Origin of the sequence: Curtobacterium pusillum, assembly GCF_007680845.1 — a bacterium.
Classification (GTDB): Bacteria; Actinomycetota; Actinomycetes; order Actinomycetales; family Microbacteriaceae; genus Curtobacterium; species Curtobacterium pusillum_B.
In genome coordinates, this window is record NZ_VEIY01000007.1 from 16,976 (window position 1) to 40,795 (window position 23,820).

The window sequence follows — 23,820 nt, forward strand, 5'->3', positions numbered from 1 at the left end:
CGGCTGCGCACGCTCGTGCCAACTTGCTGCTGTCGGGAGTGAACGGTCGGGTTGATGACCCGTCGCGAAGCGAGTAAGGCTCGCTCTAGTCTGTGCAGGTGACCAGCATGCGCCTCGGCGAAGACGACTCGACGCCAGAGCACCGACGCAACCTCCTCACCGCCGCGCTGGACAAAGCGCTCAGCGTCCAGGGCACCGTGGTTGCAGGGAACATCGCCCGTGCGCGGCAACGCAACCCGGAAGCGACTCCGCGGCAAGTCGTGCACACGCTCGAGAACATGTACCGCACCGCCTTAGCCGGCACCGGCGCCGCCGTCGGCGCCGTCGCAGCCGCCCCCGGAGTCGGTACTGCCGCGGGACTGGCTCTCGCAGGAGGGGAGGTCTTATCTTCACTTGAACTGAGCGCGCTGTTTGCGCTCTCCGTCGCGGAAGTGCACGGCGTCCGTGTCGACGAGCTCGAGCGCCGTCGCACGCTAGTCCTAGGCGTTGTCCTCGGAGGCGGCGCTTCGCAGACGATCGAGAAGGTCGCGGGGCGGACCGGACCCCACTGGGCGAAAGCCATCGTCAACGCAATACCCGTGTCGCAACTCAAGCAGATCAACAAGGTCCTCGGCCAGAACTTTGTGACGAAATGGGGAACGAAGCAGGGCATCATCGTGCTCGGCAACGTTGTCCCGTTCGGTATTGGCGCCGTCATCGGGGGCGGCGCGAACCTGGGCATGGCCGAGTTGACGGTCCGTGCAGCTCGACGCGCTTTCGGGCCGGCACCCACCGCCTGGCCGGGCTCGAACGACACATCGTCCGATTCCGGGGTCGGTCCCATGGGTGAAGAATGACCTGGGCATCGAATCTCCGCCGGAACCCGCGAATTGAACGCCTGAAGAAGAGTCACGCGCGTCGGAAGCGGCACCGTCAAGCAACCCCGACAACGACCTTCAACCTGGAGCCTTAAAGCAGATCGCGGAATGATTCAAACTCACCCAGGCGTGGTGGGTGTCTAGCGAGCTCGCCCGCCGACACAGCCACTTCAAGATCGCCGAAACATGGCCAATGGATGGCTTCTACCACGGTCTTGAAATCTTCGACCCGCGTTCAGGCAGCTCAGTGTTCATGAACCTCAACGGCAGCATTCACCTGACGCGCGGAGACGACCGAGCCGTCGACGGCATCGGCTGGCAGGCACTCTTCGAGGCTGAGGATCCCCACGAGGTGGTGAAGCTCATTGAAACCGCGGTGGGATGGACGACTGCCTCTGCCGACCCCACTACACCTCGATCTCTGACCTATCGAATCATCGCCGCCGTCCTGGGCCGCACGATCAACGACCGAATCAGACTCACTGTTGGCACGCACTGGTATGGCGCGTCGTACTTGACTCCTGAGGCGACGCCGGCGTGGGTCAGCGAGTTCGAGGGCCTCGAATCGGCTGTCCGGGCATGCCCGGACGAAGCTGGCCTGCCGTTACGACACTTTTGGATGATCCATCGTGGCGATCAGCCGTCAGCGGTGCTCGCGGACGACGCCACCCTGTATGCAGCCCACGATGGCCCGACCTCGCTGATGCCCTTGTACCGAAAGACCCGATCACTTGAGGACTCGGTCAACGTCGTTCTGGGTGCCAGCGCCTCCTAGCCCGGGAAGCAAGCAGGCGCAAACGATCCTTCACGCCAGAACCTGGTACTCGTAGGCCTGCCGGACGAGGCCGAGTACGTAGCTGAAGTCCGTCGTGTCATCGAAAGCGACCTGTGTGTTGCCGACTCCCCAGTGGCCAATCCCGCTGACGTCGCGAGCGACTCGGCGCTCGTCGCGGAGCGCCGTGATCGGGATGTTCAGCACGAGGAGGAGCCGCGACGCCTGCGGGACGACGTCGAGGAACGTCGTCTCCGTTCGGAAGGCCACGCGCACCTTCAGGTATTCAAGGGAGACGGAGGGATCGAACGACATGACTTCGTTGCGAAGCCGCTCGAAGTTCCTACGGCGCTCCGGCCGGAGCAGATTCGGGTGGTCTGCGATTGTGTACTGCGACTCTGTCCGGCTCTCCTGGTACGTCGCGAGCACCTCGGGCGGAAGCGCGGGCCGAGGCCAGATTCGCAGCGCCTGCTGAGCCAGCCGCGCGGCGCGGGTCCGGATGGCGGACTCGTCCCAGATGTCGAGCTGCCCGATGCCTTGATTGAGGCGAAGCGGGCTCTCCCGGAAGCCACCTTCCATGTCCCGCTTCTCATGGAACGGCCGGTCTGAGTATTCGGAGTTGTATCCGGTCAGTGTGAGATTGCCGAGGGTGTGGAGGTACGCGGCCTGGATCTCCTGCCATTTCTCGCCGAGGTCGGCTCGCCACTCCGGACGGAGTGACTCGTTCTGCGGAAGGATGTGCTCGATCGTGTACTCGTCCGTCGGGACGGGTTCCTTGCGGCCGTGGTTCTCCAACGACCGGAAGAAGTATGAGCGCCGCTTGAAGTGGAACGCGTCGAAGGACTGCAGCTTCTCCTCGAACTCGGCGTCGGTCGGGAACGTCCGGTATCCCTGCAGGCGCAGGAAGTGCGCTTTGACGCTTTCGACGTAGCGGTCCTTCCGGAGGGCGCGCGCCAGGCTCTGGAACGTGGTGGTCAGCGAGTTCGTGGCCCAGCCGGTGACGGCGCGTCGCACGACGTACGAGGTCACCATGTGGACGATCTCGAGCAGCTCGTCCTTGTTGATCACCTCGAAGTCGTAGTCCGTGTATGCCTCGAGGAGGAAGGGGTAGACCACGTCCGCGCGGATCTGGACGAGATCGTCGAACGCTGCCCGTAGTGCTTTTTCGGGTTCGCGGCCGAGCGCGATGGCGCTGTACCGGCGGGAGTACTCGCGCAGCTCATGGACGAGGACATCGATCGATTCGCCGCGCTGCATCCGAACGGCTGCGTAGTCCTTGAACGCGTCGTAGATGTCCCCGAGTCGCGGGATGCTGCCGGTGACGGCGGCAAGGTAGTGCCGTACGAAGTCATCGAACGCCGACTCGGAACCGGCGCCGGTGAAATCAAGCTCCATTGGCCGCCAGTAACCCGTCCAAAGCCGTTCCTGCGCGTCCGTCGTCAGCCCCATCAGCACAAAGTTGCGAATGAGATCCGCCTGCGAGAGCCGCTTGCCGGTTGAGTTCATCGCCTCGAACACGAGCTGCGGGTGATCGATCCCGAGCTGCAGGTGCACGTCGACCACCTGCAACTTCGCCAACCCGCGGCACACCGTCGCCAGATTGGTGGACGACGCCCCGATCTGGGCACGGAAGAACTCGAAGTTGTCGAACACCCGGCTAGTCGACCCCGCCGCAGGCTCGGTGCCATCAACGACCGATTTCAGTGCGCCCCGATCGTCCTGGGAGAGCAGGAGTTTGTATCGCCGTTCGTCGGTCTTGAACCGGTTCGTGAGGTAGGAGTCGCGGATCTCCTCAGCGGAGAAGCCTTCAAGCGGTTCGTGATCCTCGGCGGCTGCGCCCTCCAGGTGGGAGACGAGCGCTGCGAGGATCAGGCTGACGGTTGTGACGCGTTGTTGACCGTCGATGATGAGGCTCGGCGCCTGGTTGGTCTGCGTGCCTGCGGCCTTCTCCACGTACACGACGGATCCCGTGAAGTGAGCGCCGAGCTCTTCGTTGCCGCCAGCCCGAAGGATGTCCTTCCAGAGCTGCTCACACTCGGCACGACCCCATGCGTACGCCCGTTGATAGATGGGGACCTCGAACTGACTCGTCACCTTGAGCAGATCGAGGAGATTTGCGTCGACAGCCTTCACGGGACTCAACCTAGCTGCTCTCGCCCGCGGGCTTTCGTGGGCTGACCCCGTGCTGATAACTGGAAGAAGGCGGACCCGAATGAACTGCGGTGCGCGAGGGCAGGGAGTTGCCCGTGCACTCGCCAGGCAGCTAGAGATCGGACTGAACACGCCGCCTGACTGCGCTCGTCAGCCCCAGGAACCTCGCCTCTACCTGTAAGGATTCAACCGAACCTGCAGGAGTCCCTGGCACGCCTGACCCTTTGTCGCCGTCCTGTCTTGAGCTGTCGAGCGCGTCCCCCGATCAGGACGCGTGCGGTTGTCGTGCGCCTCGGTCAGAATAGGAGAATCGCTCGAAGCTGCTGACCGAGCCGACCCAGCCCCTGGAGGCCGGATCGTCGAGCGGCGTCAGGCGTCCTGTTCGGGCGTCAACGAGGGGCGCATGGTCGTTCAAGAGGTAGGAGCGTTGGCTTTGGAGTTGGGAACGGGCAGAGCGGACCGAGCGATCGCGCAATGGCGCGACTCCCTCCTGAACCTCTCGGGCCGAAATCGGTTGCTGAACTACCGTCCGACTCGATCGTCGACGATCGAGTACTCGAAGCACTCCGCTGCGGAGGTGTTCGACTTGATAGCAGCCGAGAGCCTCACGTTCACGATGGGCACACGGGCGGACGAGCGCAACGCCGAGTTGGTTCGCGACGACGAAGAACTGGCGACCTCCGACGTCGAGGGCGCCGTGCTTGAGCAGCTCCGCGAGTTCGATTTCGAGCAGCACCCCGGACACCTGTTCGCCGACAAGACGCAGAGGGACGTCGATCGTGCGCTCCGAAACCTCGCAGCAGCGTCGAAGCGGGAGTTCATCGACAAGGGTCTGCGCATCCTGTACGTGGCGCTGGGTGAGTTGCGTTGGGTCGACGCCGCGGGCGATACCCGACGCAGTCCGCTCCTACTTGTACCTGCAGAGCTCGCAGCGCCCGGACCCAGAGAACGGACGTATGTCAGGTTTTCCGACGACGACTTCGCAGTGAATCCGGCGCTGTCGCTGCTTCTTGCGCAGGAGTACGGCATCGAGCTTCCGTCCGCCGACGACCTCGAAGTGGAACTCGAAGCCGACGGGGTCCAAGCAGTACTGAATCGTCTGGCATCGATGAACTGGCCCGATGGCTGGGAAGTGCACGACTTCGCTGCTTTGGCCGCGTTCATGTTCGCCAAAGAAGCTATGTACCGCGACCTGCTCGATAATGCCGACGCTGTCGCGAACTCGGAACTCGTTCGTGCCCTATCAGGCGCCATCCCGCCCGAACAATCCGACTTCGTGTTCGACCCTGCCGGCGACGACACCATCGACGACGTCGCCCCACCAGAGACCACGCCACTGGTCCTCGACGCGGATGCAAGCCAACGAGCGGCGATTCACGCCGCGGTCGCGGGGAAGAGCTTCACGCTCGACGGGCCACCCGGCACGGGCAAGAGCCAGACCATCGCAAACATCATCGGCGCTCTCATCGCTGAAGGTCGAAGCGTGCTGTTCGTGTCCGAGAAGGCGGTGGCCCTGGACGTCGTCCGCAACCGCCTCGCCGACAGGGGCCTCGGCGCATTCCTGTTCGAACTACACAGCAGCAAAGCCGTTCGGAAAGACGTCGCCCGACGACTCGGCGATGCACTCGGAGCTACGCCGGTCCCGCCTGCCGGCATGAGCGCGGTAAAGCTCGGGCAACTCGAACAAGCGCGGAGGGATCTCAGCGACTACGCCGAGGCGGCCAACGAGATCCGCCAACCTTTGGACGCCACCTTCCACGACATTCTCGGCCGACTCGAACGAGACCGCACCGACCAGGTCGGACCGCCGTGGGGTGCATCTGGGGCAGGACTGACCGCCCAAGAGCTCGACGCCATCGAGCGTGCCGCCACTGGCCTCCAGCGCAACTGGCGGATCGCCAAGCAGGGCCGGCAAGCCACTTGGTATGGGCTCGTCGAGGGCAGCGTCGATATGGCCTACCCGTTACAGCGACTGGCCCGGGCCATCGAGCGGCTTCGTCCAGTAGTCGACAGCACCCGCGAGTTACGAGAAGCCTTCGGAGCCCGGGCCTCCAACGAGCTGAACGGCATCGCGACGCTGCTCGACGTGTGGTTTGAAGCTCCTGAATTCCACGAGCAGCCCTGGCTGGACGAAGCGATTCTGAAGCAAATTGAGAACACACTCGCCGGGTACGAGAGCTGTGCCAGTGACCTGCAACGGGTCGAACATGACCTGACAGCGTTAGTCGGGGACCAGTGGCGGCGCCTGGAGCCCGTCCCGGAGGACCGGATCCCCGAACCGAGCCTGCTCGCTGGACTGCCCGGGATCACATCGACGTCGACCTCCGCCGACCTTGATGCCGCTCGGCGTGACGTAGAAGATCGTGCAAGCGCGCTTCGGTCGTTGGAGCGGAATGCGCAAGCCCTTGCCCGCGGAGCAGGAGCCTTTGCGCCGTCGAACCCGGCTGAGACGCGAATGCTTCTCGACGCGTTGCCGAATCTGCTCGACCCGCATCCGCCGCTGAGCACGTGGCTCTACGACAACTCGCTTGCCCTGGCCGCTCGCGCCACCGCCGATCGCCTGCGCAATGCGCAGCAGCGACTCGTGGCGGCGGAACGCGAGGCGAGCTCTCACTTCAATGCCGCAGTGCTCACGGCGGACCTCGATGAGCTCGAGCGCCTCGCAGCCGAGCACACCAGCTTTGCGAGACGATTCGGGGCAGGGCACAAGGCCCTTCGCGAGGCCCTGGCGACGATCTCGCACGTGCCTTGGAAGGATGCCGTCGTTGCGCTCCCACGAGCTCGGCGTTGGGCGGACGCGTGGAATGCATATCGGTCAGCATTCGACGAAGCCAGGACGGGCATCGGCGGCGATGTCGACCCGAACCACGCGGTCGACTGGGAGCTGATCGACCGCCGCTTCCGCAACCTGCACGCGCTATCGGACGTCCCGTTCGTCGACGAACAACAGACACGACGCGCTACCGCCGACCCCGTCCATCGCCATGAAATCGGCGCCCTCGCCGACCGGCTCGAAGACGACCTCAGACGCTGGCACTCCACCGTCAGCGAGGACCGCAAGCCATACGTCGAGGTCGCCGCCGAATTGGAGGAGCAGCTACGGCGCCTGCAGCCTCTGCTGGAGTTCGTCGCACTGCAAGCAGAGGTGCTCGGTCCCAACGCGAGCATAGATCGCCACATGCACGCCGCTCGACTGCACATCCATCTCGAATCCGCCGCCGCCGCCGCGGCGCGCTCATGGAGCGACGTGCTCGCAACGGCTTCGGCAGACTCAAATCCCGGGGCATCGTCGGACGTCGAACCGGTCGCGATCCGCAGGCACATCCAGTGGGCACGACGTCTCCTCGACGCCGCCACGACAGCGCCGAACCTCCGCCAACTCGAGAGTTCACAGATCAATCTGCTCCGGCGCACGCAGTCGCACATGGACATCAAGGGCGCGTCGGACGATTACCAGCGGGCCAGCGAAGGACTGTTCGACAAGTTCGATCAGCCACGACGCGGCGAACTCCGGCGAGCGTTCGCCGACCTCGGTAACGCCGCCGAATCGGTCGCCCGACTGCGGGCGGACCTCGACGGGGTGGACGCGTGGTTCGACCTGCAGCGCTCGATCTCAAAGCTCGAAAGCCACGGCCTTGGCCCCTCCGTCCAACACGCGCTTGTTGAAGAACTGCAGGAGACGTCGGTTGCGGCGTTCCTGACCGAGACGGTCCTCCGCGGCTGGATCGATGCGCAGCTCAAGTCCGACCCCCGATTGGCCGCAGGAGCCGGAGCCGATCGCGATGAACTCGTCGCCCAGTTCCGGGAGCTTGACTCAGAACTCGCCAATACCGCCGTCACCAGGATCGTCGAGTCCGCGTCCGCCCGTCGGCCGCGGTCGGCGAGCGGGCAAGCCGCGATCATTCGACGCGAAGCGGAGAAGAAGCGCAAGCACATCGCAGTCCGGGAACTGATTGCACAGACTAAGGACGTTGTACTCGCGCTGCATCCGTGCTTCATGATGAGTCCGCTGGCGGTGTCGCAGTACCTTCCTGCGGAACAGCTGTTCGACGTCGTCATCTTCGACGAGGCGAGCCAGGTGCTGCCGGGTGACGCGATCAACTGCGTCTATAGGGGAGCCGCACTCATCGCGGCGGGAGACCAGAAGCAGCTGCCGCCGACCTCGTTCTTTGAAGCGAACGTTGACGACGGGGATGAGGACGGCGAGGAGGACCTCGCCAACGACTTCGAGTCGATCCTCGACCTGATGAAGTCCAGTGGCGCGTTCACCGCTCAAAGCCTCCGCTGGCACTACCGCAGCAGGCACGAGCACCTGATCGCGTATTCAAACGCCTCCTTCTACGACTCCCGGCTCGTCACCTTCCCGGGCGCCGTTGCCGAGAGCGCCGACGCCGGCGTCCGCTACTTCAAGGTCGACGGCGTCTATCGGAGATCGGCCGGGCGCGACAACCCAATCGAAGCGCGGCACGTCGCCGACCGTGTGCTGCATCACTACACGACCCGACCCAACAAGAGCCTCGGGGTCGTCGCGTTCTCCACTGCGCAACGCGACGCCATCGAAGCGGCCGTCGAGCTGGCCCGATCCGACCGGCCGGACCTCGATGCGCATTTCGACGATGACCGCGTGTCCGGATTCTTCGTCAAGAGCCTGGAGTCGGTGCAGGGCGACGAACGCGACGTGATCATCTTCTCCACCGGATACGGACCCGACGAACACGGGAAGGTATACCGGCAGTTCGGTCCCGTTGGGCGTGCAGGCGGGGAACGACGATTGAACGTGGCCATCACGCGCGCGAAGGAACTCGTGGAGCTCGTCACCTCGATGAGCGCTGGCGACATCGGCGAAGTCAGCGCCGCCGGCACTCGGCACTTGCGGCGATACCTCGACTTCGCGGAGCGAGGGCCGTCGGCGCTTGCTATGGAACTCAGCCCGTCTGGGCTCGATACGGAATCGCCCTTCGAAGACGCGGTCGTGGACTTCATCCGTAGCCTCGGCTTCGAGGTCCAACCGCAGGTCGGCGTATCCGGATACCGGATCGACATCGGCGTGAAGCATCCGAATCAGCCTGGAGCGTTCATGATCGGGGTCGAATGCGACGGCGCGATGTACCACTCGAGTCGCGCCGCGCGAGATCGCGACCGTCTCCGGCACGAGATCCTCGAAGGTCTTGGATGGAATCTGCACCACATTTGGGGCACCGCCTGGTATCGGCATCCCGACCGGGAGAAAGAGCGGCTACGGCAGATTCTGGAACGTCTCGCAGCCCAACCCGTTCTCGGACGAGTCGTCGCGGAAACGCCGCAAGCCGCGGCACCTGTCGTCGTGGAGGTGGTGAAAGCGCGGCTGGATGCGACGCCGGGCTGGGTGTCGGAGTATCAGATCGGGCGCACAACCCGTGTCCCGAACGTCGATCTGAGCGATCCGCTGAACGCTCCTGCGCTGATTCCATTCGTCCAGGCCATCGCGGGAGCGGAGGCGCCGTTGCACATGGACGTACTTGCGCAACGGCTACGTGAGCACTCCGACTATGGTCGGATCGGCTCGCGCATCCGAGGAACACTGATGCTGGCCGTCCGGCAAGCCGGCCTCGAGACCGACGGGGTTTTCGTGCGGAGGGAACCCGAACACAGCGCCGTTGTCAGAAGTGGTGGGGCGTTCGTTCGGTCCGTGGACCAAATCCCGGACGACGAGCTGAGCCGCGCGCTTGAACTTCTGACACAGGACGCGGTTGTGGCCACCAAAGATGCCCTGGTGACGGGCACCGCTGGGCTGTATGGCTGGAAACGGGTCGGAGCGGACATCCGGGGACGGCTTCTCAGCGTCATCGCCGCTCTCCTGCGCGACGGTCGATTGGAAGAGACCAACGACGGCATCAAGCGAGGACGAGAGATAGCGCCGGATTCTGCTCGTTGAGACGCAAGCCGTTGTCCTACCCCCGGGCTCGTTGCTCCCCCATCCGCGACTGCGAGCCGGGGGAGTAGTTCAGCGCCGTGCTTCGGCCGACTCTATTCAGGACCGTGCATGCGAACCATACGGGTGGTGAGATCTTGAGTTAGTAGATGCTCCGGTGACCGACGACGAGACTCGTGGCTGCGCGCTCGTGCGTTGCCCCACCACGAACCCTTCAAACGGAGTCGCGGAGCGTGGGTTTCGCGTGCGCACTGTCGTAGTGACGTCGAGGGCGCCGGGTCGGACTCGGCTGCGTGGAACAGATCCCCGAAAGCCGTGGAACGCCCGACGTTGCAGGGATCGGGAATCCGCTCCACCACTGGCATCCGCGAATAAGCCGAACACCTCTTATCGGCACGAACGCGAGCAGTTCAGTCGCTGTCGACCACGGCACTTGGGTGCAAGTCGACGGGGGGAGCATCACGCAGCTGTTTCGATCGAATGGACAGTCTCCGCGGCGTCGCGGCCTGGTTCCTCGGTCAGAAGCGTGAAAATCGTCGCGTGCCTGGACCGGTGAAGGTGCTCGCTCTCCATGTTGCCTTCGCGACGCGGTATCTGACGGATTGGGTCAGACAGAGCATCCGGGCCTCTCGATTGCCTAGATCGACCAACTTCTCAGGTGGGTTCATGTGACTTCCCGCGGGATGTGTTCGCCGTCTGTCGACATGCCACGATATTGATTTTGTATGTGACATACAGAACGGATACGCCCGGGATTTCCTAAATGACTGCTTGGCCTATGTCTGTCCGTGGGCGCGTTCCGGTGACGGGTGGCGGTCTCTGTGCCAGAAGATCATGTCGCTTTCGATGACTGCGACAGATCGCGCGACAGCGGTGACGGACTCAGTGCCACTCGGCGGTTTGGGGGCACGCCAATCGCCCTACTGCTCGACCCTGCCACTCAATGATTAGATGTGAACATCCATCACCCTGGGCGCTCGCCCACCGAGCACGACAACGACGCGCACTTGCGGCTGAGGAAAGTAGCCATTACCAACCACAGTCGCATCCAGGATCTGAACCTGGAGATCCGTCGCCACGCGGTAATCGTCGGCGCGAACGATGTCGGCAAATCATCTATCCTGCGGATGCTCAACCTCCTGCTCGGTCTACGTGATCGACGACGAGGAGGCCGGTCGGGCGTACGTCGGTGAAACGCTGAACGCCAGCGGGCGCATGAGGCAGCACCTCCGTGCCCGCGGGGACCTGTTCCGGCGCGTGCGCCTCATCATTGACAAGACCTTCAACAAGTCCGTCTGCCTCGATCTCGAATCTCAACTTATTGCTTGGTTGAACGCGGATCAGAAGTACCAGTTGCTCAACAGCAACGCCGGAATTGTGGGCGCCCAGTACTACGCTCGGGATTCGTACCAAGAACGCTTTAAAGAGATCTTTGCGCAGCTCCGGAAGGACGGCCTCTTCGAGCAATCGCTCGATGACCTCGAGAACAGTGAGATCTTTAAACTTTCTCCGTTCAAGGCGCTCAATGGGGATCAAGCTCGAGTCGCCCTGCGCGTGGTGGAGGACCTCTTCCACGACGTGGAGAACAGAGTGAGTGAGACCGTGGTCGTCCGCGGCGAGCCGGGTATGGGAAAGACGGTCCTCGGGGTCTACCTCATCAAGCTCCTCAGAGACATCATCGATGGAACGGACTTCGACGGTGAGCGCGAGTCCCTGTTCGCGACGTTCCTGTCGAGCGAGTACCAGTCGATCCTCGGGGAGGGCTTCCGCATCGGGTTGGTCGTGCCGCAACAGGCGCTGCGGCGCTCGCTTCAACGGGTCTTCCAGAGCACTCCCGGTCTTGCGCCGGAGATGGTGCTCTCACCCTTCGACGTCGGGAAGTCCGACGCGCGATGGGACCTGCTCGTCGTGGATGAGGCTCATCGCCTCGGCCGACGTTCCAACCAGTCCTCCGGCGTTCAGAACCGTGACTTCTCAGAGATCAACCGAAAGCTGCTCGGTGACGACGATCCACGTCACACGCAGCTCGACTGGGTCGTTGCGCAGAGCGCCCATCGAGTGCTGCTCCTCGACCCTGAACAGAGCGTTCGACCCGCGGACCTATCGGCGCGATCCCAGCGTTCCCTTGTCCGTGAAGCCCGCGAAACGGACCGATTCCCCTCACGACACAGATGCGAGTTGCCGCTGGATCGGACTACGTCGGGTTCGTGCGGTCGGTGCTCCGTGGTGAGAGGCCTTCGCCCCCGGACTTGGGTGACTACGATCTCCGCCTGTTCGCTGACATCGGCGAGATGCATGCCGCCATCAGAAAGATGGACCGCCGTTTCGGCCTCTCGCGCCTCGTTGCGGGATTCGCGTGGGAGTGGAAGAGCAAGAAGGACCGAGACGCCGTCGACATCGCACTCGATGGCGTCGAGCTCCAGTGGAATCGGACGGACAAGGACTGGATCACCTCGACAGGCGCGGTTGACCAAGTCGGTTCGATCCACACGGTGCAGGGTTACGACCTGAACTACGCGGGGGTCATCATCGGCCCGGACATCAAGCTTGACCAGAACTCGGGGGAGATCGTGTTCAGCAGGGCGGACTACCACGACAAGAAGGGAAAACAAAACCTGCCGAAGCTCGGCGTCGTCCTCACGGATGACGACATCTTGCGGTACGTCACGAACGTCTACTCGGTTCTGCTGACCCGCGGTATCCGGGGAACGTACGTGTACGTCGTCGACCCACTTCTTCGGGATCACCTCGCTCGAACCCTCCCGTTCCGATCGGACGACTGAGGACCCCTGCTGTTGATGTCGGGTTGAGCCCTGGCTGGCTCTTTCTCCGTGGCCCCGTTAGCCTCACGTGCGTTAGCAAAACGGGCGATCGGGGAAACCGTGCGGGTCTTTTGGGTCAACCAGGGACAGACCTTCGAGGAAGAACGGCGTGCAGGAGTCCTGTGGGCACCGAAACGGTCCCGGCCCCGCTCTGGACAGGACGTCGGCACGCCTCGCGCGCACTGGGACCGTATGCTCGAAGCGAGACCGGACGACGTCGTGATGCACTACTCGCGCAACGCGCTTCGGGGGTGGAGTCGTGTCCTGGCGTCGGCCTTCGACGGGCTCCCGCCGTTCGACGTTGCGACGCGGACCTGGTCGACCGACGGACGTCTCCTTCGCGTCGAGCTCCAGGCGCTCGAGATCCCGATAGCACTCGCGGACATCCCCATGGAGCTCCGGACTGATCGGGACGACACGAGCTGGCCGTTCTCGAAGAAAGGCGCGGTCAAGCAGGTCTACCTGTCCGAGGTGAGTGGAGGTCTCGCTGATTGGTTGTTGGACGAGGTGGGACTGCGCGTCGACGCAGCGCAGATGCCGTCTTGGCCAGTTGATTCCGAGGCAGCGACGGGCTTCGACTACCGGGGAGATAGGCAGGTCGTCGTCAACGTCCGCGGTGAGCAGACTCGTCTGAGGCGGCGCCTGTTCGGTAGCGAGCTCCTTGCCACCTGCGCGCTGTGTGCGCGGGACCTCCCAGTCTCCTTGCTCGTGACCGCACACATCAAACGCCGAGCGGACACGACGGACGCGGAGCGGAGCCGTGAGGACATCGTGATGGCCGCGTGTTCCTTGGGCTGCGATTCGATGTTCGAGCTCGGCTACGTGACCGTGGCGTGCGACGGGACGATCGAGAAGGGGCCCCGCAGAACACCGATGACCGTCGACCTCGAACTCGCTGTCGAGGCCATCGTTGGTCGTACCTGTGGCGCGTGGAGTTCTTCCACGGAGCGGTACTTCGCGTACCACCGAAGGTGGCAAAATGCCGCCGCCCGGCGTTACGGTCTCGGCTAATCGCCGCGCAACAGCCTCACTGCGGAAAGATCGGGAGGTGCCCAGTCGAGTGTCGAGAGCTCAGCGGGGGTCACCCAACGCAACGCGTCGTGGTCCGTGCTTCCGCTTGGCTCTGCAGTTGTGAACGACATCCGGTAGCACGCGAGGTCGATCATCACGTCTCCGACCAGCGTCATGTCGCGCGTGATCAGATCGCCGACCACACCCTCGACTCCGAGCTCCTCGCGAATCTCCCGCTCGAGGGCATCGCTCGCTGATTCGCCGTGCTCGACCTTTCCGCCAGGGAACTCCCAGAGGCCGGCGGATGCTCGCCCGGCCGCGCGTCTGCACGCAAGGATCGTGCCGTCCCCGCGAACCGCCACGGCCGCGACCACTTCTATGGTGTCCACAAGCCAGTTCTACCCGGTCAGCGGCCGACGATCGACCTCACCGGGCGAGCTCGAATTCGATTGAGTCCGCGGCCTCCCGTGGGTCGTCTTGCTCCCAGACCCTGACCACACGCGAGCCCTCCGAACGGAGCGCAGCGGAGTTCGCGGCATCCCTCCGTCGGGTGGCGAGCAGCTTCTGGCGCCAGAGCTCGGCGTTCGCCTTTGGAAGGTTGGCGTGCTCCTCGCAGTAGTGCCAGAAGCATCAGTCGACGAACACCGCAATTCGTGCGCGAGGGAAGACGAGATCCGGCCGGACACGGCAGCCATCGCTGACCCGTTTGTCCACGAAGAACCGCCGGCCACGTCGGTGGAGCTCGTCGATGAACCCTGCGACCCTCGCACGCGGGCACACCAGGTCCAGCCGTACTCGACAGCGCCGACTCACCTGGCGGTCGACGAAGAACCGTCGTTCGCGCCGGTGCAGCTCCCGACGCACCGCGAGCTCGGGCGCGGTGTCCCGGCGGCCGAAGCGGGCCATGTGCCGACGGCGTGCTTCGTCCGCTTCCCACTGTTCCATCGAGGCGATGATCGCCCAGCGGTCGTGCCCAGCGTTCCACCGAAGGCGGATCTTGTGGACGAAGGGTCAACCGAGGCGCGCTGTGCGGGAGCCACCCGTCCGCTGACCAGCGGTCGCCGAAGAGGCGTCCCGCCGCCGGTACCGCGCCCCCGGCTTCCCCGGCCCCGCCGCCGCCCGCTCCCCGGTGTTCACCAACATCGGCACCATCGCCCGCCGGAACGAGTCCGGCAACAGCTGCCGCCCGCCGACCGCCTCGTGCACCCGCCGCAACTCCGTCATCGTGAACGGCTCGGCGACGAGCCCGCGAGGATCCGGCGCCCCGGCGTAGGCGGCTCGCAACGACGCCACAGCGAATTCGACGATGTCGTCGTGCCCGTGCACCATCCCGAGAGCCTCGCCAACCGGCACGACCCGCGCCCGCGTCTCGTCCAGCGACAACAGTGACGCCGGCACCACATCGAGGTGCGCCACTGACAACACCCATCCCCGGTCATCCCGCGAGGGATCATCGAACACGTGCAACTGCTCCGGCGCCAGCCCCGTCACCCCGGCCTTGTCCCGCAGCGACCGCAGCACCGCGTCGGCGAGTTGCTCGCCCTCGTGCACGAACGTCCCCGGCAGCCGCCAGTCCCCATCGGTCGCGTCGCGCACCTGCAGCACGGAGAGCTCGCCGCCGACCGGCACAGTCAGCACTGCGGTGTCCACGGCGACGGACGGTCGCGGGTAGTCGGTCAGCCGCTTGCCGTCCGCGTCGCGGTACGAGGAGGAACTCATGCCGAGGAGTTTACGCACGCTTGCGCAAACAGCGTCAGGCGTGCAGACTCTGGTTTACGCGATCTTGCGTAAACCAGAGGAGGCGGCCATGCCCACCACCGACCAGACCGACCGCGCCATCGGCGCCGTCCTCGGATCCGCCGCTGGCGACGCCCTCGGCGCCGGCTACGAGTTCCGCCCAGCCGTTCCCGAACCCACCCCTATCCGCATGGCCGGCGGCGGCTCGTTCGGCTGGGCGCCGGGGGAGTGGACGGACGACACGAGCATGGCCGTCCCGATCCTCCGCACGGTCACGCGCGGCGGTGACCCGGCTTCCGAGGAAGCGCTCGACGGCCTCGTCGCAGCCTGGGCAGCGTGGTCGGTCAACGCGCCCGACGTCGGCATCCAGACGCGCAGCGTCCTCTCTGGCCTGGAGGCGCGGCTCGCCTCCCACGCGCGCGCTGCGGCCCGGCGGGAGCACGAGTCCAAGGGCCGGTCGGCCGGCAACGGCTCGCTGATGCGCACGGCACCGCTCGTGTTGGGGTACCTGACCGGTGCTCCCGACGAGGAGCTCCGCCTTGCTGAGGCTGCCCGAGCAATCAGTGACCTGACGCACTACGAGTCCGACGCGGGCGACGCGTGTGTGCTCTGGTGCGTGGCGATCCGGCACGCGGTTCTGAACGGCGAGCTCGACGCCCTGCGCGGTCTCGACCTGCTCGACCTCGACCGACGCCGGCTGTGGGTCGACCGCCTCGTTACCGCGGAGCACTCCGAGCCGGTGGACTTCACCGCGACGAACGGCTGGGTGGTGTCCGCGATGCAGGCAGCGTACTCAGCGGTGAAGCACAGCACGTCGCTCGGGGACGCGCTCGTCCGGGCCGTGCGCTCCGGGAACGACACCGACACGGTCGCGGCGATAGCGGGCGGACTCGCGGGTGCGCTGTACGGGGCGTCGGCCCTCCCGTCAGAGTGGCGGGAGCTCCTGCACGGGTGGCCGAACCTCCGCGCGGACGACCTGGTCGCCCTGAGCGAGCAGGCGCTCGCCGCGCGGTGAGACGAGCGGCGGCGGAGGATGTCGTGGGGGGATCCTCCGCCGCTCAGTCGCGACCGTTGCGCTTGTTCGGGCGGATGATCAGCCACACCGCCGCGACGATCGGGACCGTGACGAGGATGCTCAGCACGGTCCCGATGATGTCCCATGCCGTCGGGATGAGCGGGTTGTGAACATCAGCCATCGCTTCGATCAGCATCACTCGTCCTCAGCTGTCTCGGGTGCACGGCTCCCGCTCCGCTTGCTCTCGAGGCGGACCTCCCGGGCCAGGGCCGCCAGCTTCCGTGCGAACAGCGCAGTTGCGAGCGGTGACGGGCGTTGCGGAGGCGAGCCGCGCCTCCAGTCCGACGAGCCGTCAGGCGACGCCGCGGCGCGGACGGAAGACACCCGCGCGCACCAGCCACACGTACAGAAGGCACCCGATGCAGACGTCGAAGACGGCGTTGAGGAACGCGGCGACCAGCGCGATCGCCGCACCGACCGGAGCCGCGGCGGGGACGCCGACCAGCGCGAGCACGAGGGCGAGGGCCGTGATGACGAGGCCGACCTGCTGGGCGAAGGTCGGGGGTTCGGGGGCCTCGAGTTCGGCGGGCGGGGCGAGCCGAGGGCGCACGAAGCGTCGGAAGATCGCGCCATAGGGGTGGCGGCGGATGCCGGCAATGCCTCCGATGGCGAACAGGACGACGATCACGGCGAGGAGGACGATGCCGGCGGTCCACGTCGCGGGGATCAGCGTGAGGACGATCGTCGCGGCGAGGAGGACGGTGGTGATGGCAGCGCCGAACCTCGGGGAGCGGGGGTCGATGCCGGTGGTGCTGGTGTTCGGGGTGGTCATCGGGACTCCTGGTGGCCGGTGGTCAGGACGGTGTCGAGTGCTGCGGTGAGGTCGGCTGGGCGGGGTGGCCCTCCGAAGCGGGTGCGGACGGTGCGGTCGCGGTCGAGGAGCAGGACCGTGGGGGTCTGCATCACTGCGAAGCGGCGGGCGAGCTCGGGGCGTTCCGCGAGGTCGATCTCGAGGCGGGTGACACCGGGGGTCGCGCTGGCGACGGCGTCGAGCTGCCGTCGGGTGGCGGGGCAGCGGGCGCAGGTAGGGGTGGAGAACTGGACGAGGGTGGCGGCGGTGCCGAAGGCCTCGGCGGGGGCGAGGTCGGCGGTGTCGGCGGCGACGCCTCGGGTGCTGGTGCGTCCGGTCCTCGCGCGTCCGGTCCTCGCGCGGAGGAGCATGCCGAGGACCGTGGCGAGTGCGAGGACTCCCACGAGGACGGCGACGGCCGCGGTGACGGTCATGTCGTGACGGTACGTCCTCGTCGGGCGATGGTCACGGACGTGACCGCGTGTGACGGGCCGAGGTCAGCGGCGGGGGTTCGCCTCGGGCTCGGTCGCCGGGGTCGGCGGGAGGAGTCGATCGATCACGCCCTGTAGGACGAGGAGCAGCACCCAGTACAGGCCGATCGACGGGAAGATCAGCGACAGCACGAGTGCGAGCGCGAGCAGGCCGGCGGCGATCGGGCCCCGCCGCCAGTCCCCGAGCGGCGAGGACAGCAGCTCCGGGGCGCGTCGGAGTTCCCGTTCCATGCCGGTCAGGGCGAGGCTCGTGACGACCATGCTCCCGAGGTACAGCGCGTGGGACACCCGGTCGCCGCTCGCGCTGGTGTTGAGCAGGTTCGCGGCGAAGGGCAGGAACACGATGCTGACGAGCCACACGAAGTTGAGGCGCATGACGCGGAGGTTGTAGGAGCGGACGTGTTCGAACACCTGGTGGTGCAACGTCCAGAAGCGGGCGATGACCCAGAACGTGACGAGGAACTCGACGATCGATGGCCAGTGCTCTCGGAGGAGGTCACCGGCGCTCTTGTTGCCCGACAGCTCTCCGGCGATGTCGACCAGCGGGAGGATGAGGAGCGTGATCGCGATGGCGACGGTGGCGTCCGAGAAGTTCACCAGACGATCGAGGCCGCGGTCGGTCCGTGCGTGCTCGGGACGTGCCTGGTCGGTCATCCCTCGAGTGTAGGAGCGGGCCTAGCATCGGGAGCGTGAGCTTCGACGTGACGCCCGGCCGGTACCGCCACTTCGAGGGGAACGACTACGAGGTGGTGCTCGTGGCGCGGGACGTCGAGACCGAGGAGCCGGTGGTCGTGTACCAGGCGCTGTACGGGGAGCGGGGGCACTGGGTCCGATCGCTCGAGGACTTCACGGCGCACGTGGTCCGGGACGGGTACGACGGGCCGAGGTTCGTGCGGACCGGCGGTGCTGGCTGAACAAGCGGCGCCCCGAACGGGGGCTGGAGCCATTCCCCTCCGGAACGAAACGCTGGGGAGTGAACCAGAGGGGGATCTTTGTCGTTTCATGCCGCTGTCCGTCCGAAAACCATCCCAGTCGTTGTCGATGTGCCGACCGAGACTCCGAAGCTCGACTTTGAGAAGTACGTCGAAGGCATCACCGCGGCAGTCCTTGGTGGTAGCCCCGCCAGATACACCGTCGGGATTTACGGCCCGTGGGGCAGCGGGAAGTCATCGCTGCTGAGCGCTGTCGCGAAGATGCTCAGCACCCCTCCGGAGCGAGGACACGCTGCCGGGTCGCCGATCGTCGTTCGCTTCGACGCTTGGCGCTATCAGAAGGCCGACGATCTGATATTCCCGCTCCTCGCCGCAGTCGAGGATGCGATCGTTGCGGCTCGACCGGCGAACGGCTCGCGCCTAGCGAAGATGGGGGCCAAGCTCAGCAAGTTCGTCGGGGCGCTCGAGGTCTCCTTCATGGGTGTCGGAGCTCGCTTCGAATCGGGCGGCTCGGAGCCGAAACAGGCCGACAGCTCGAGGGAGTTCTGGTCGCCGTTCAGCACGCTCTCTGGCCTCGGAAGCAGCGAGGAAGAGTCCGAGCGGATCGTAGTCATGGTTGACGACCTCGACCGGTGCGCACCAGATCGCGTCATGAACGTCCTCGAGGCGATCCATGTCCTCACCGACATCGAGGGCTTCGTGTTCGTGCTCGCGCTCGACCGCGAGTACCTGACGAAGGCGATCCAGGAGCGCTACAGCGAGGATCGAGCCGGTGCGGAGCGCTTCATCGAGAAGATCGTGCAGATACCGTTCACGATCCCGCAGCGCCGAGTCACCGGGGCAGTCCTGAACGACATCATCGATGGCTGGAACGAGGACCGCGGCCTCCGAGGGACGTGGTTCAACGCCGGTGACGAGCGCATCCTGGAAACGATCGTGTCCGTCGCGTTGCGGTCGAACCCGCGCCAGGTGAAACGCCTGATCAATCTCTACCTGCTCATCCGGCACATGGAGTGGCACTCGATCTCGGACACAGGTCTCCTGCTCCGCGTCTTGGGCCTGCAGCTGGCGCTTCCCACGGACTACATCCGCCTGGGATGGGAGATCGAAGAGCGCCTGTCAGAAGCGGAGACACCAGCTGAAGCAGCGTTGCTCACCCTGAAGGACGTTGAGCAGTATCGAGTCTGGAGCGCCAAGGACGACTCGGGTGAGTCTGATGAATTGAACGATCACCCATCGAGGTTCGACTACTTGTCAACGGTGCTCACCGAAGACCTCAAGCTCGACGAGCTCAATAGGCTGATCGGACTGACCAGTGCAGTCAACGAGACGGAATCTGAAAAACAGACGCCTCTCCAAGCCACGCTCGCAGACATGCGCGTGGACGCGAAGAGCGAGTTCCAGGCTCTCCTGTCCCACGCCGAGGACCTCGGGGACGACGTGGTTTCCAAAGAAGTAAGAAACTACCTCTCAATCCGGAGGATGGACACATCCCGACCGAGTGGGACGGTGTTCCTGTCTCTCGTGCCGCGACAGGGCAAAGTACTCGTCTACCTCCCGTACCTTGATGGTCGGTTCCTTCGGTCGTCCATCGCGGTGCGTGACGTCCGGAACATCGGGCACCAAGGACAAGGGCAGATCGAAGTCGCCCTCGAGCCCGGAGACGGCCAGCTCGACGAGGTGATGTACCTCATCGATGAGGCGTACCGACTCGTCGGGAGAGACCTCTAGTCGATTGACCTAGGTCGACCCACGTTCGCTGTCACCGGCCGCCCCTAGGCTCGCCAGAGCACCACACGACCCAGGGGAGCACATGCAGATCGGCACCGACGGCCACGTCCTCCTCAGCCCGAGCGACCTGTCCACCTGGGCCGCCTGCGAGTGGGCGTTCCTCCGCCGCATGGACGTCAAGCTCGGCCGCAGCGAACCCCTGCCCGAGACCCACGACGACATGCTCGAGCGCACGGCCCGCCTGGGGGACCAGCACGAGCTCGACTACCTCGCGATCCTCAAGCAGACGCGGGACGTGGTCGAGTTCGAGCGACCAGAACCCGCGCAGTACGCCGAAGCCGCGGCACAGGCGAGAACCGCGATGCGGAACGGCGCCGACGTCCTCTACCAACCGACGTTCCACGCAGCTCCGACCGCGGACTCGAGCGGTTTCATCGGCTTCGCGGACTTCATCATCCGCAACGACCGCGGCGAGTACGAGGTCTACGACACCAAGCTCGCCCGGCACGCCAAGATCAGCGCGCTCCTGCAACTCGCCGCCTACGCCGAGCAGATGCAGGCGCACGGCATCGCCACCGGCGCGCAGGTCCACCTCGTCCTCGGCGACCGGACGACCACCACGCACGAGCTCGCCGACATCGCCCCGGTCTACCGGACGCAGCGCGCCGAACTGCAGCGCGTGATCGCCGAGCGCATGACGGCGGACGAGCCACTGCAGTGGGGCGACCCGAGGTACGCGAGCTGCGGCCGCTGCGCGATCTGCTCGACACAGGTGGAGGAGCACCGGGACCTCGTGCTCGTCGCGGGCATGCGCCTCGACCAGCGGTCGAAGCTCATCCGCGCCGGGGTGCGGACGATCGACGACCTGGCGGACCGGACCACGGCAGTACAAGGCACGTCGCGATCGACGCAGGACAGGTTGATCCGTCAGGCGCGCCTCCAGACCGAAACCGAACGAGCGGACGCGAGCGCGCCTCGCTTCGAGGTCCTCGATCCCCGCGCCCTCGACGCCATCCCGGCACCGGACCCGGGCGACGTCTTCTTCGACTTCGAAGGCGACCCCCTGCACACCGAGGACGGCGTGCACTGGGGCCTCGACTACCTGTTCGGCCTGGTCGACGACCAGGCCGAGTTCACGGCGTTCTGGGCGCACACGATCCGCGACGAGCGGATCGCGCTGGAGCAGTTCCTCGCGTTCATCGCCGAGCGGCGCCAGCGGTACCCGAGCATGCACATCTACCACTACGCGGCCTACGAGCGGACGCACCTGCTGTCACTCGCGGCCCGGCACGGTGTGGGGGAGGAAGCCGTCGACGACCTGCTCCGCGCGGGCGTCCTCGTCGACCTGTACCCGATCGTGCGGAAGGCGCTCGTGGTCGGCAGCCACAGCTACTCGATCAAGAAGCTCGAGCCGCTGTACATGGGGTCGGACCTCCGTGAGAGCGACGTGACGAACGCCGCCGACAGCATCACCGCCTACGTCGACGCCATCGCGGAGCTCCGCACCGGCGACCCTGCGGTCGGGCAGCACATGCTCGACGAGGTCGCCGACTACAACGCGTACGACTGCCGGTCGACGCTGCGGCTCCGCGACTGGCTGCTGTCGCTGCGGATCGACGCTCCCGCCACCCCGGAACCGGACACGCTCGACCTGCCGCCCATCCCGGTCGAACGGGAGCCGAACCCGGTGTCCGTCGCGCTCGCCGCAGCGACGGCGGACGTCGATGCCCTCGACCGCACGCCCGACCAGACGGCGCTGGCGCTCGCCGCAGCCGCGATCGACTACCACCGGCGCGAGGCGAAGACCTTCTGGCAGGACCACTTCGACCGCCTCCGCAACCCGGTGGACGACTGGGCGGACACGCGCGATGTGCTCGTCGTGGAGCGTGCGTCGGTCGAGCGGGACTGGGGGATCGTGGGCAAGGCGCGGACGCAGTCCCGAGAACTCCGGTTGTCGGGGACGCTCGCGCCCGGCTCGCGGCTCCGGCCTGGAGGCGCGCCCCACCTCGTCTACGACGACCCACTCCCGCCATCGGTCACCGCTCCGGGCCCCGGGTCGAAGGGCGCGTCGGAGCGCGCCGTCATCGTGGACGTCGGGGTGAACGGCGATGCCACCGAAGTCCTGCTCGTCGAGCGGTTGCCGACGGGCGGGGAGCCGCACCACGACTTCCCGGTCGCCCTCGCGCCGGCCGCGCCACCGCGGGCGAAGCCCCAGCCGGAGGCGATCGCCGAGTGGGGGCAGGCGGTGCTCGACGAGCTGCCGTCGATGCTGCCCGACCCGGCGCTCGACCTGCTGCGACGGGTGCCGCCGCGCGGACCGATCGTGCCCGTCCAGGGCGACGACACGGTGTCCGCGGTGGTGGCGACCCTGCTGGGACTCGACCGGTCCTACTTGGCGATCCAGGGGCCTCCCGGCACGGGCAAGACGTACGTCGGGTCGAACGTCGTCGCGCGGCTCGTCCGCGAACACGGTTGGCGGGTCGGGGTCGTCGGGCAGTCGCACAAGACGGTGGAGAACTTCCTCGACGCGGTTGCCGCCGGGGGAGTGCGGCCCGACCGGATCGTCAAGAAGATCGGGCGCGACGCAGACCCCTCCGACTACGAGGGCGCCGCGTGGAGCGTCACGAAGCAGGACGGCGACATCGCTTCGCTGCTCGATGACGGAGCCGGAGCCGTCGTCGGTGGAACGGCCTGGATGTACGCCAACGAGCGGGCGGTCCCGCGGCGGTCCCTCGACCTGCTCGTCGTCGACGAGGCCGGGCAGTTCTCCCTCGCACCGACCATCGCCTCGTCCGTCGCCGCCACCCGACTGCTGCTCCTCGGCGACCCGCAGCAACTCCCGCAGGTGTCGCAGGGGTCGCACCCGGAACCGGTCGACGAGTCCGCGCTCGGGTGGCTGGCCGACGGGGAGCACGTGCTGCCGGCTGGGTTCGGGTACTTCCTCGCCCGGACCCGGCGGATGGAGCCCGCGCTGACGGCGTCGGTGTCGGCGTTGTCCTACGACGGACAGCTCGCGTCGATGGTGTCCGGCCGGCACCTCGACGGCGTCGACCCGGGCGTGCACGCCGAGCCGATCGTGCACGTCGGGAACACGACGTCGTCGGTGGAGGAAGCGGCGCGGGTGGTGCAGCTCGTCGGTGACACGGTCGGTCGGCGCTGGATCGACGGCGAGGACTCCCGCGTGCTCACCGACGAGGACGTCATCGTCGTCGCGCCGTACAACGCGCAGGGTGCGGTGATCCGCGAAGCGCTGAACCGGGCCGGGTTCCGGGGAACACAGGTCGGCACGGTCGACCTGTTCCAAGGGCGCGAGGCGGTCGTGTCGATCGTGTCGTTGGCGGCGTCGAGCGCGGCCGACATCCCGCGGGGGCTCGACTTCCTGCTCATGCCGAACCGGTTGAACGTGGCGCTCTCGCGGGCGAAGTGGGCGGCGTACCTCGTGTACTCGCCGGCGCTCACGACCGGGTTGCCGCCGTCGATCGCGGGGCTGTCGTTGCTGTCGCGGTTCATCGAGCTCGTCGAGCCGCGGGTCTGACGGTC

Annotated in this window: 17 protein-coding genes and 1 pseudogene; 11 read left to right on the forward strand and 7 right to left on the reverse strand. The window is 66.1% G+C overall.

Translation table 11 applies throughout. The features are described from left to right. Positions 1 to 98 precede the first annotated feature (98 nt). Positions 99 to 836 (forward strand): hypothetical protein, encoded by a 738-nt coding sequence (locus tag FS825_RS14490; protein WP_186377261.1) that lies wholly within the window; start codon positions 99 to 101, stop codon positions 834 to 836. A 157-nt stretch (positions 837 to 993) separates the two neighbouring features. Continuing rightward, positions 994 to 1,632, forward strand: a complete 639-nt coding sequence (locus tag FS825_RS14495) for a TY-Chap2 family putative peptide chaperone (protein WP_144714252.1) — start codon at positions 994 to 996, stop codon at positions 1,630 to 1,632. Positions 1,633 to 1,662: 30 nt separating this feature from the next. Here FS825_RS14495 and FS825_RS14500 read toward each other — a convergent pair whose 3' ends face one another. After that, positions 1,663 to 3,762 carry a DUF262 and DUF1524 domain-containing protein gene (locus FS825_RS14500; RefSeq protein WP_144714254.1) on the reverse strand — a complete coding sequence of 700 codons (2,100 nt, stop codon included), beginning with the start codon at positions 3,760 to 3,762 and terminating at the stop codon, positions 1,663 to 1,665. A 421-nt stretch (positions 3,763 to 4,183) separates the two neighbouring features. On the opposite strand from FS825_RS14500, the gene FS825_RS14505 reads away from it, so the two are divergent. From FS825_RS14505 to FS825_RS14520, 5 genes and pseudogenes are all read left to right on the forward strand, one after another. Next, the gene (locus tag FS825_RS14505; protein WP_144714256.1) at positions 4,184 to 9,694 is read left to right on the forward strand and encodes a DUF3320 domain-containing protein; all 5,511 of its coding nucleotides are present in this window, start codon (positions 4,184 to 4,186) and stop codon (positions 9,692 to 9,694) included. Positions 9,695 to 10,644: 950 nt separating this feature from the next. Then, on the forward strand, positions 10,645 to 10,884 hold the full coding sequence (locus tag FS825_RS14510; protein ID WP_260981205.1) for an AAA family ATPase: 240 nt from the start codon (positions 10,645 to 10,647) through the stop codon (positions 10,882 to 10,884). After that, positions 10,793 to 11,761 (forward strand): annotated as a pseudogene (locus FS825_RS19005) (GIY-YIG nuclease family protein); the annotation flags it as partial. The gene FS825_RS14510 and the pseudogene FS825_RS19005, both read left to right, overlap by 92 nt. Positions 11,762 to 11,844: 83 nt before the next feature. Then, positions 11,845 to 12,474, forward strand: coding sequence for a DNA/RNA helicase domain-containing protein (locus tag FS825_RS19010; protein ID WP_395886359.1), 630 nt, complete (start codon positions 11,845 to 11,847; stop codon positions 12,472 to 12,474). A gap of 231 nt (positions 12,475 to 12,705) precedes the next feature. Next, positions 12,706 to 13,524, forward strand: coding sequence for a hypothetical protein (locus FS825_RS14520; RefSeq protein ID WP_222126943.1), 819 nt, complete (start codon positions 12,706 to 12,708; stop codon positions 13,522 to 13,524). On the opposite strand, the gene FS825_RS14525 is transcribed toward FS825_RS14520, so the two are convergent. Then, complete coding sequence (locus FS825_RS14525) at positions 13,521 to 13,913, reverse strand: (deoxy)nucleoside triphosphate pyrophosphohydrolase (protein ID WP_144714260.1); 393 nt, start codon at positions 13,911 to 13,913, stop codon at positions 13,521 to 13,523. The genes FS825_RS14520 and FS825_RS14525 overlap by 4 nt on opposite strands. A 622-nt stretch (positions 13,914 to 14,535) precedes the next feature. Then, positions 14,536 to 15,174, reverse strand: a complete 639-nt coding sequence (locus FS825_RS14535) for an NUDIX hydrolase (protein WP_260981207.1) — start codon at positions 15,172 to 15,174, stop codon at positions 14,536 to 14,538. A 157-nt stretch (positions 15,175 to 15,331) separates the two neighbouring features. Here FS825_RS14535 and FS825_RS14540 point away from each other — a divergent pair, with 157 nt between their 5' ends. Continuing rightward, a complete protein-coding gene (locus tag FS825_RS14540) occupies positions 15,332 to 16,276 on the forward strand; it encodes an ADP-ribosylglycohydrolase family protein (RefSeq protein WP_144714264.1) in 945 nt (314 codons plus the stop codon). Positions 16,277 to 16,319: 43 nt separating this feature from the next. Here the strand turns inward: FS825_RS14540 and FS825_RS18720 are convergent, their stop codons facing one another. The 4 genes from FS825_RS18720 to FS825_RS14555 all read right to left on the reverse strand — a co-directional run bounded on the left by FS825_RS18720 (position 16,320) and on the right by FS825_RS14555 (position 18,271). After that, positions 16,320 to 16,472 carry a hypothetical protein gene (locus FS825_RS18720; RefSeq protein WP_186377262.1) on the reverse strand — a complete coding sequence of 51 codons (153 nt, stop codon included), beginning with the start codon at positions 16,470 to 16,472 and terminating at the stop codon, positions 16,320 to 16,322. Between the two features lie 156 nt (positions 16,473 to 16,628). Further along, positions 16,629 to 17,108 (reverse strand): DUF4395 domain-containing protein, encoded by a 480-nt coding sequence (locus tag FS825_RS14545; protein WP_144714266.1) that lies wholly within the window; start codon positions 17,106 to 17,108, stop codon positions 16,629 to 16,631. Continuing rightward, a complete protein-coding gene (locus FS825_RS14550; protein WP_144714268.1) occupies positions 17,105 to 17,560 on the reverse strand; it encodes a TlpA family protein disulfide reductase in 456 nt (151 codons plus the stop codon). The genes FS825_RS14545 and FS825_RS14550 overlap by 4 nt, the downstream gene beginning before the upstream one ends. 63 nt (positions 17,561 to 17,623) lie before the next feature. Beyond that, complete coding sequence (locus tag FS825_RS14555; RefSeq protein ID WP_144714269.1) at positions 17,624 to 18,271, reverse strand: TMEM175 family protein; 648 nt, start codon at positions 18,269 to 18,271, stop codon at positions 17,624 to 17,626. A gap of 35 nt (positions 18,272 to 18,306) precedes the next feature. On the opposite strand from FS825_RS14555, the gene FS825_RS14560 reads away from it, so the two are divergent. The 3 genes from FS825_RS14560 (at position 18,307) to FS825_RS14570 (ending at position 23,815) form a co-directional block, all read left to right on the forward strand. Continuing rightward, entirely contained in the window at positions 18,307 to 18,531 is a 225-nt protein-coding gene (locus tag FS825_RS14560; RefSeq protein ID WP_260981208.1) for a DUF1653 domain-containing protein, read from the forward strand. Between the two features lie 129 nt (positions 18,532 to 18,660). After that, complete coding sequence (locus FS825_RS14565) at positions 18,661 to 20,280, forward strand: P-loop NTPase fold protein (protein ID WP_186377263.1); 1,620 nt, start codon at positions 18,661 to 18,663, stop codon at positions 20,278 to 20,280. Positions 20,281 to 20,362: 82 nt separating this feature from the next. Next, a complete protein-coding gene (locus tag FS825_RS14570) occupies positions 20,363 to 23,815 on the forward strand; it encodes a TM0106 family RecB-like putative nuclease (protein ID WP_144714274.1) in 3,453 nt (1,150 codons plus the stop codon). Positions 23,816 to 23,820: the final 5 nt, after the last annotated feature.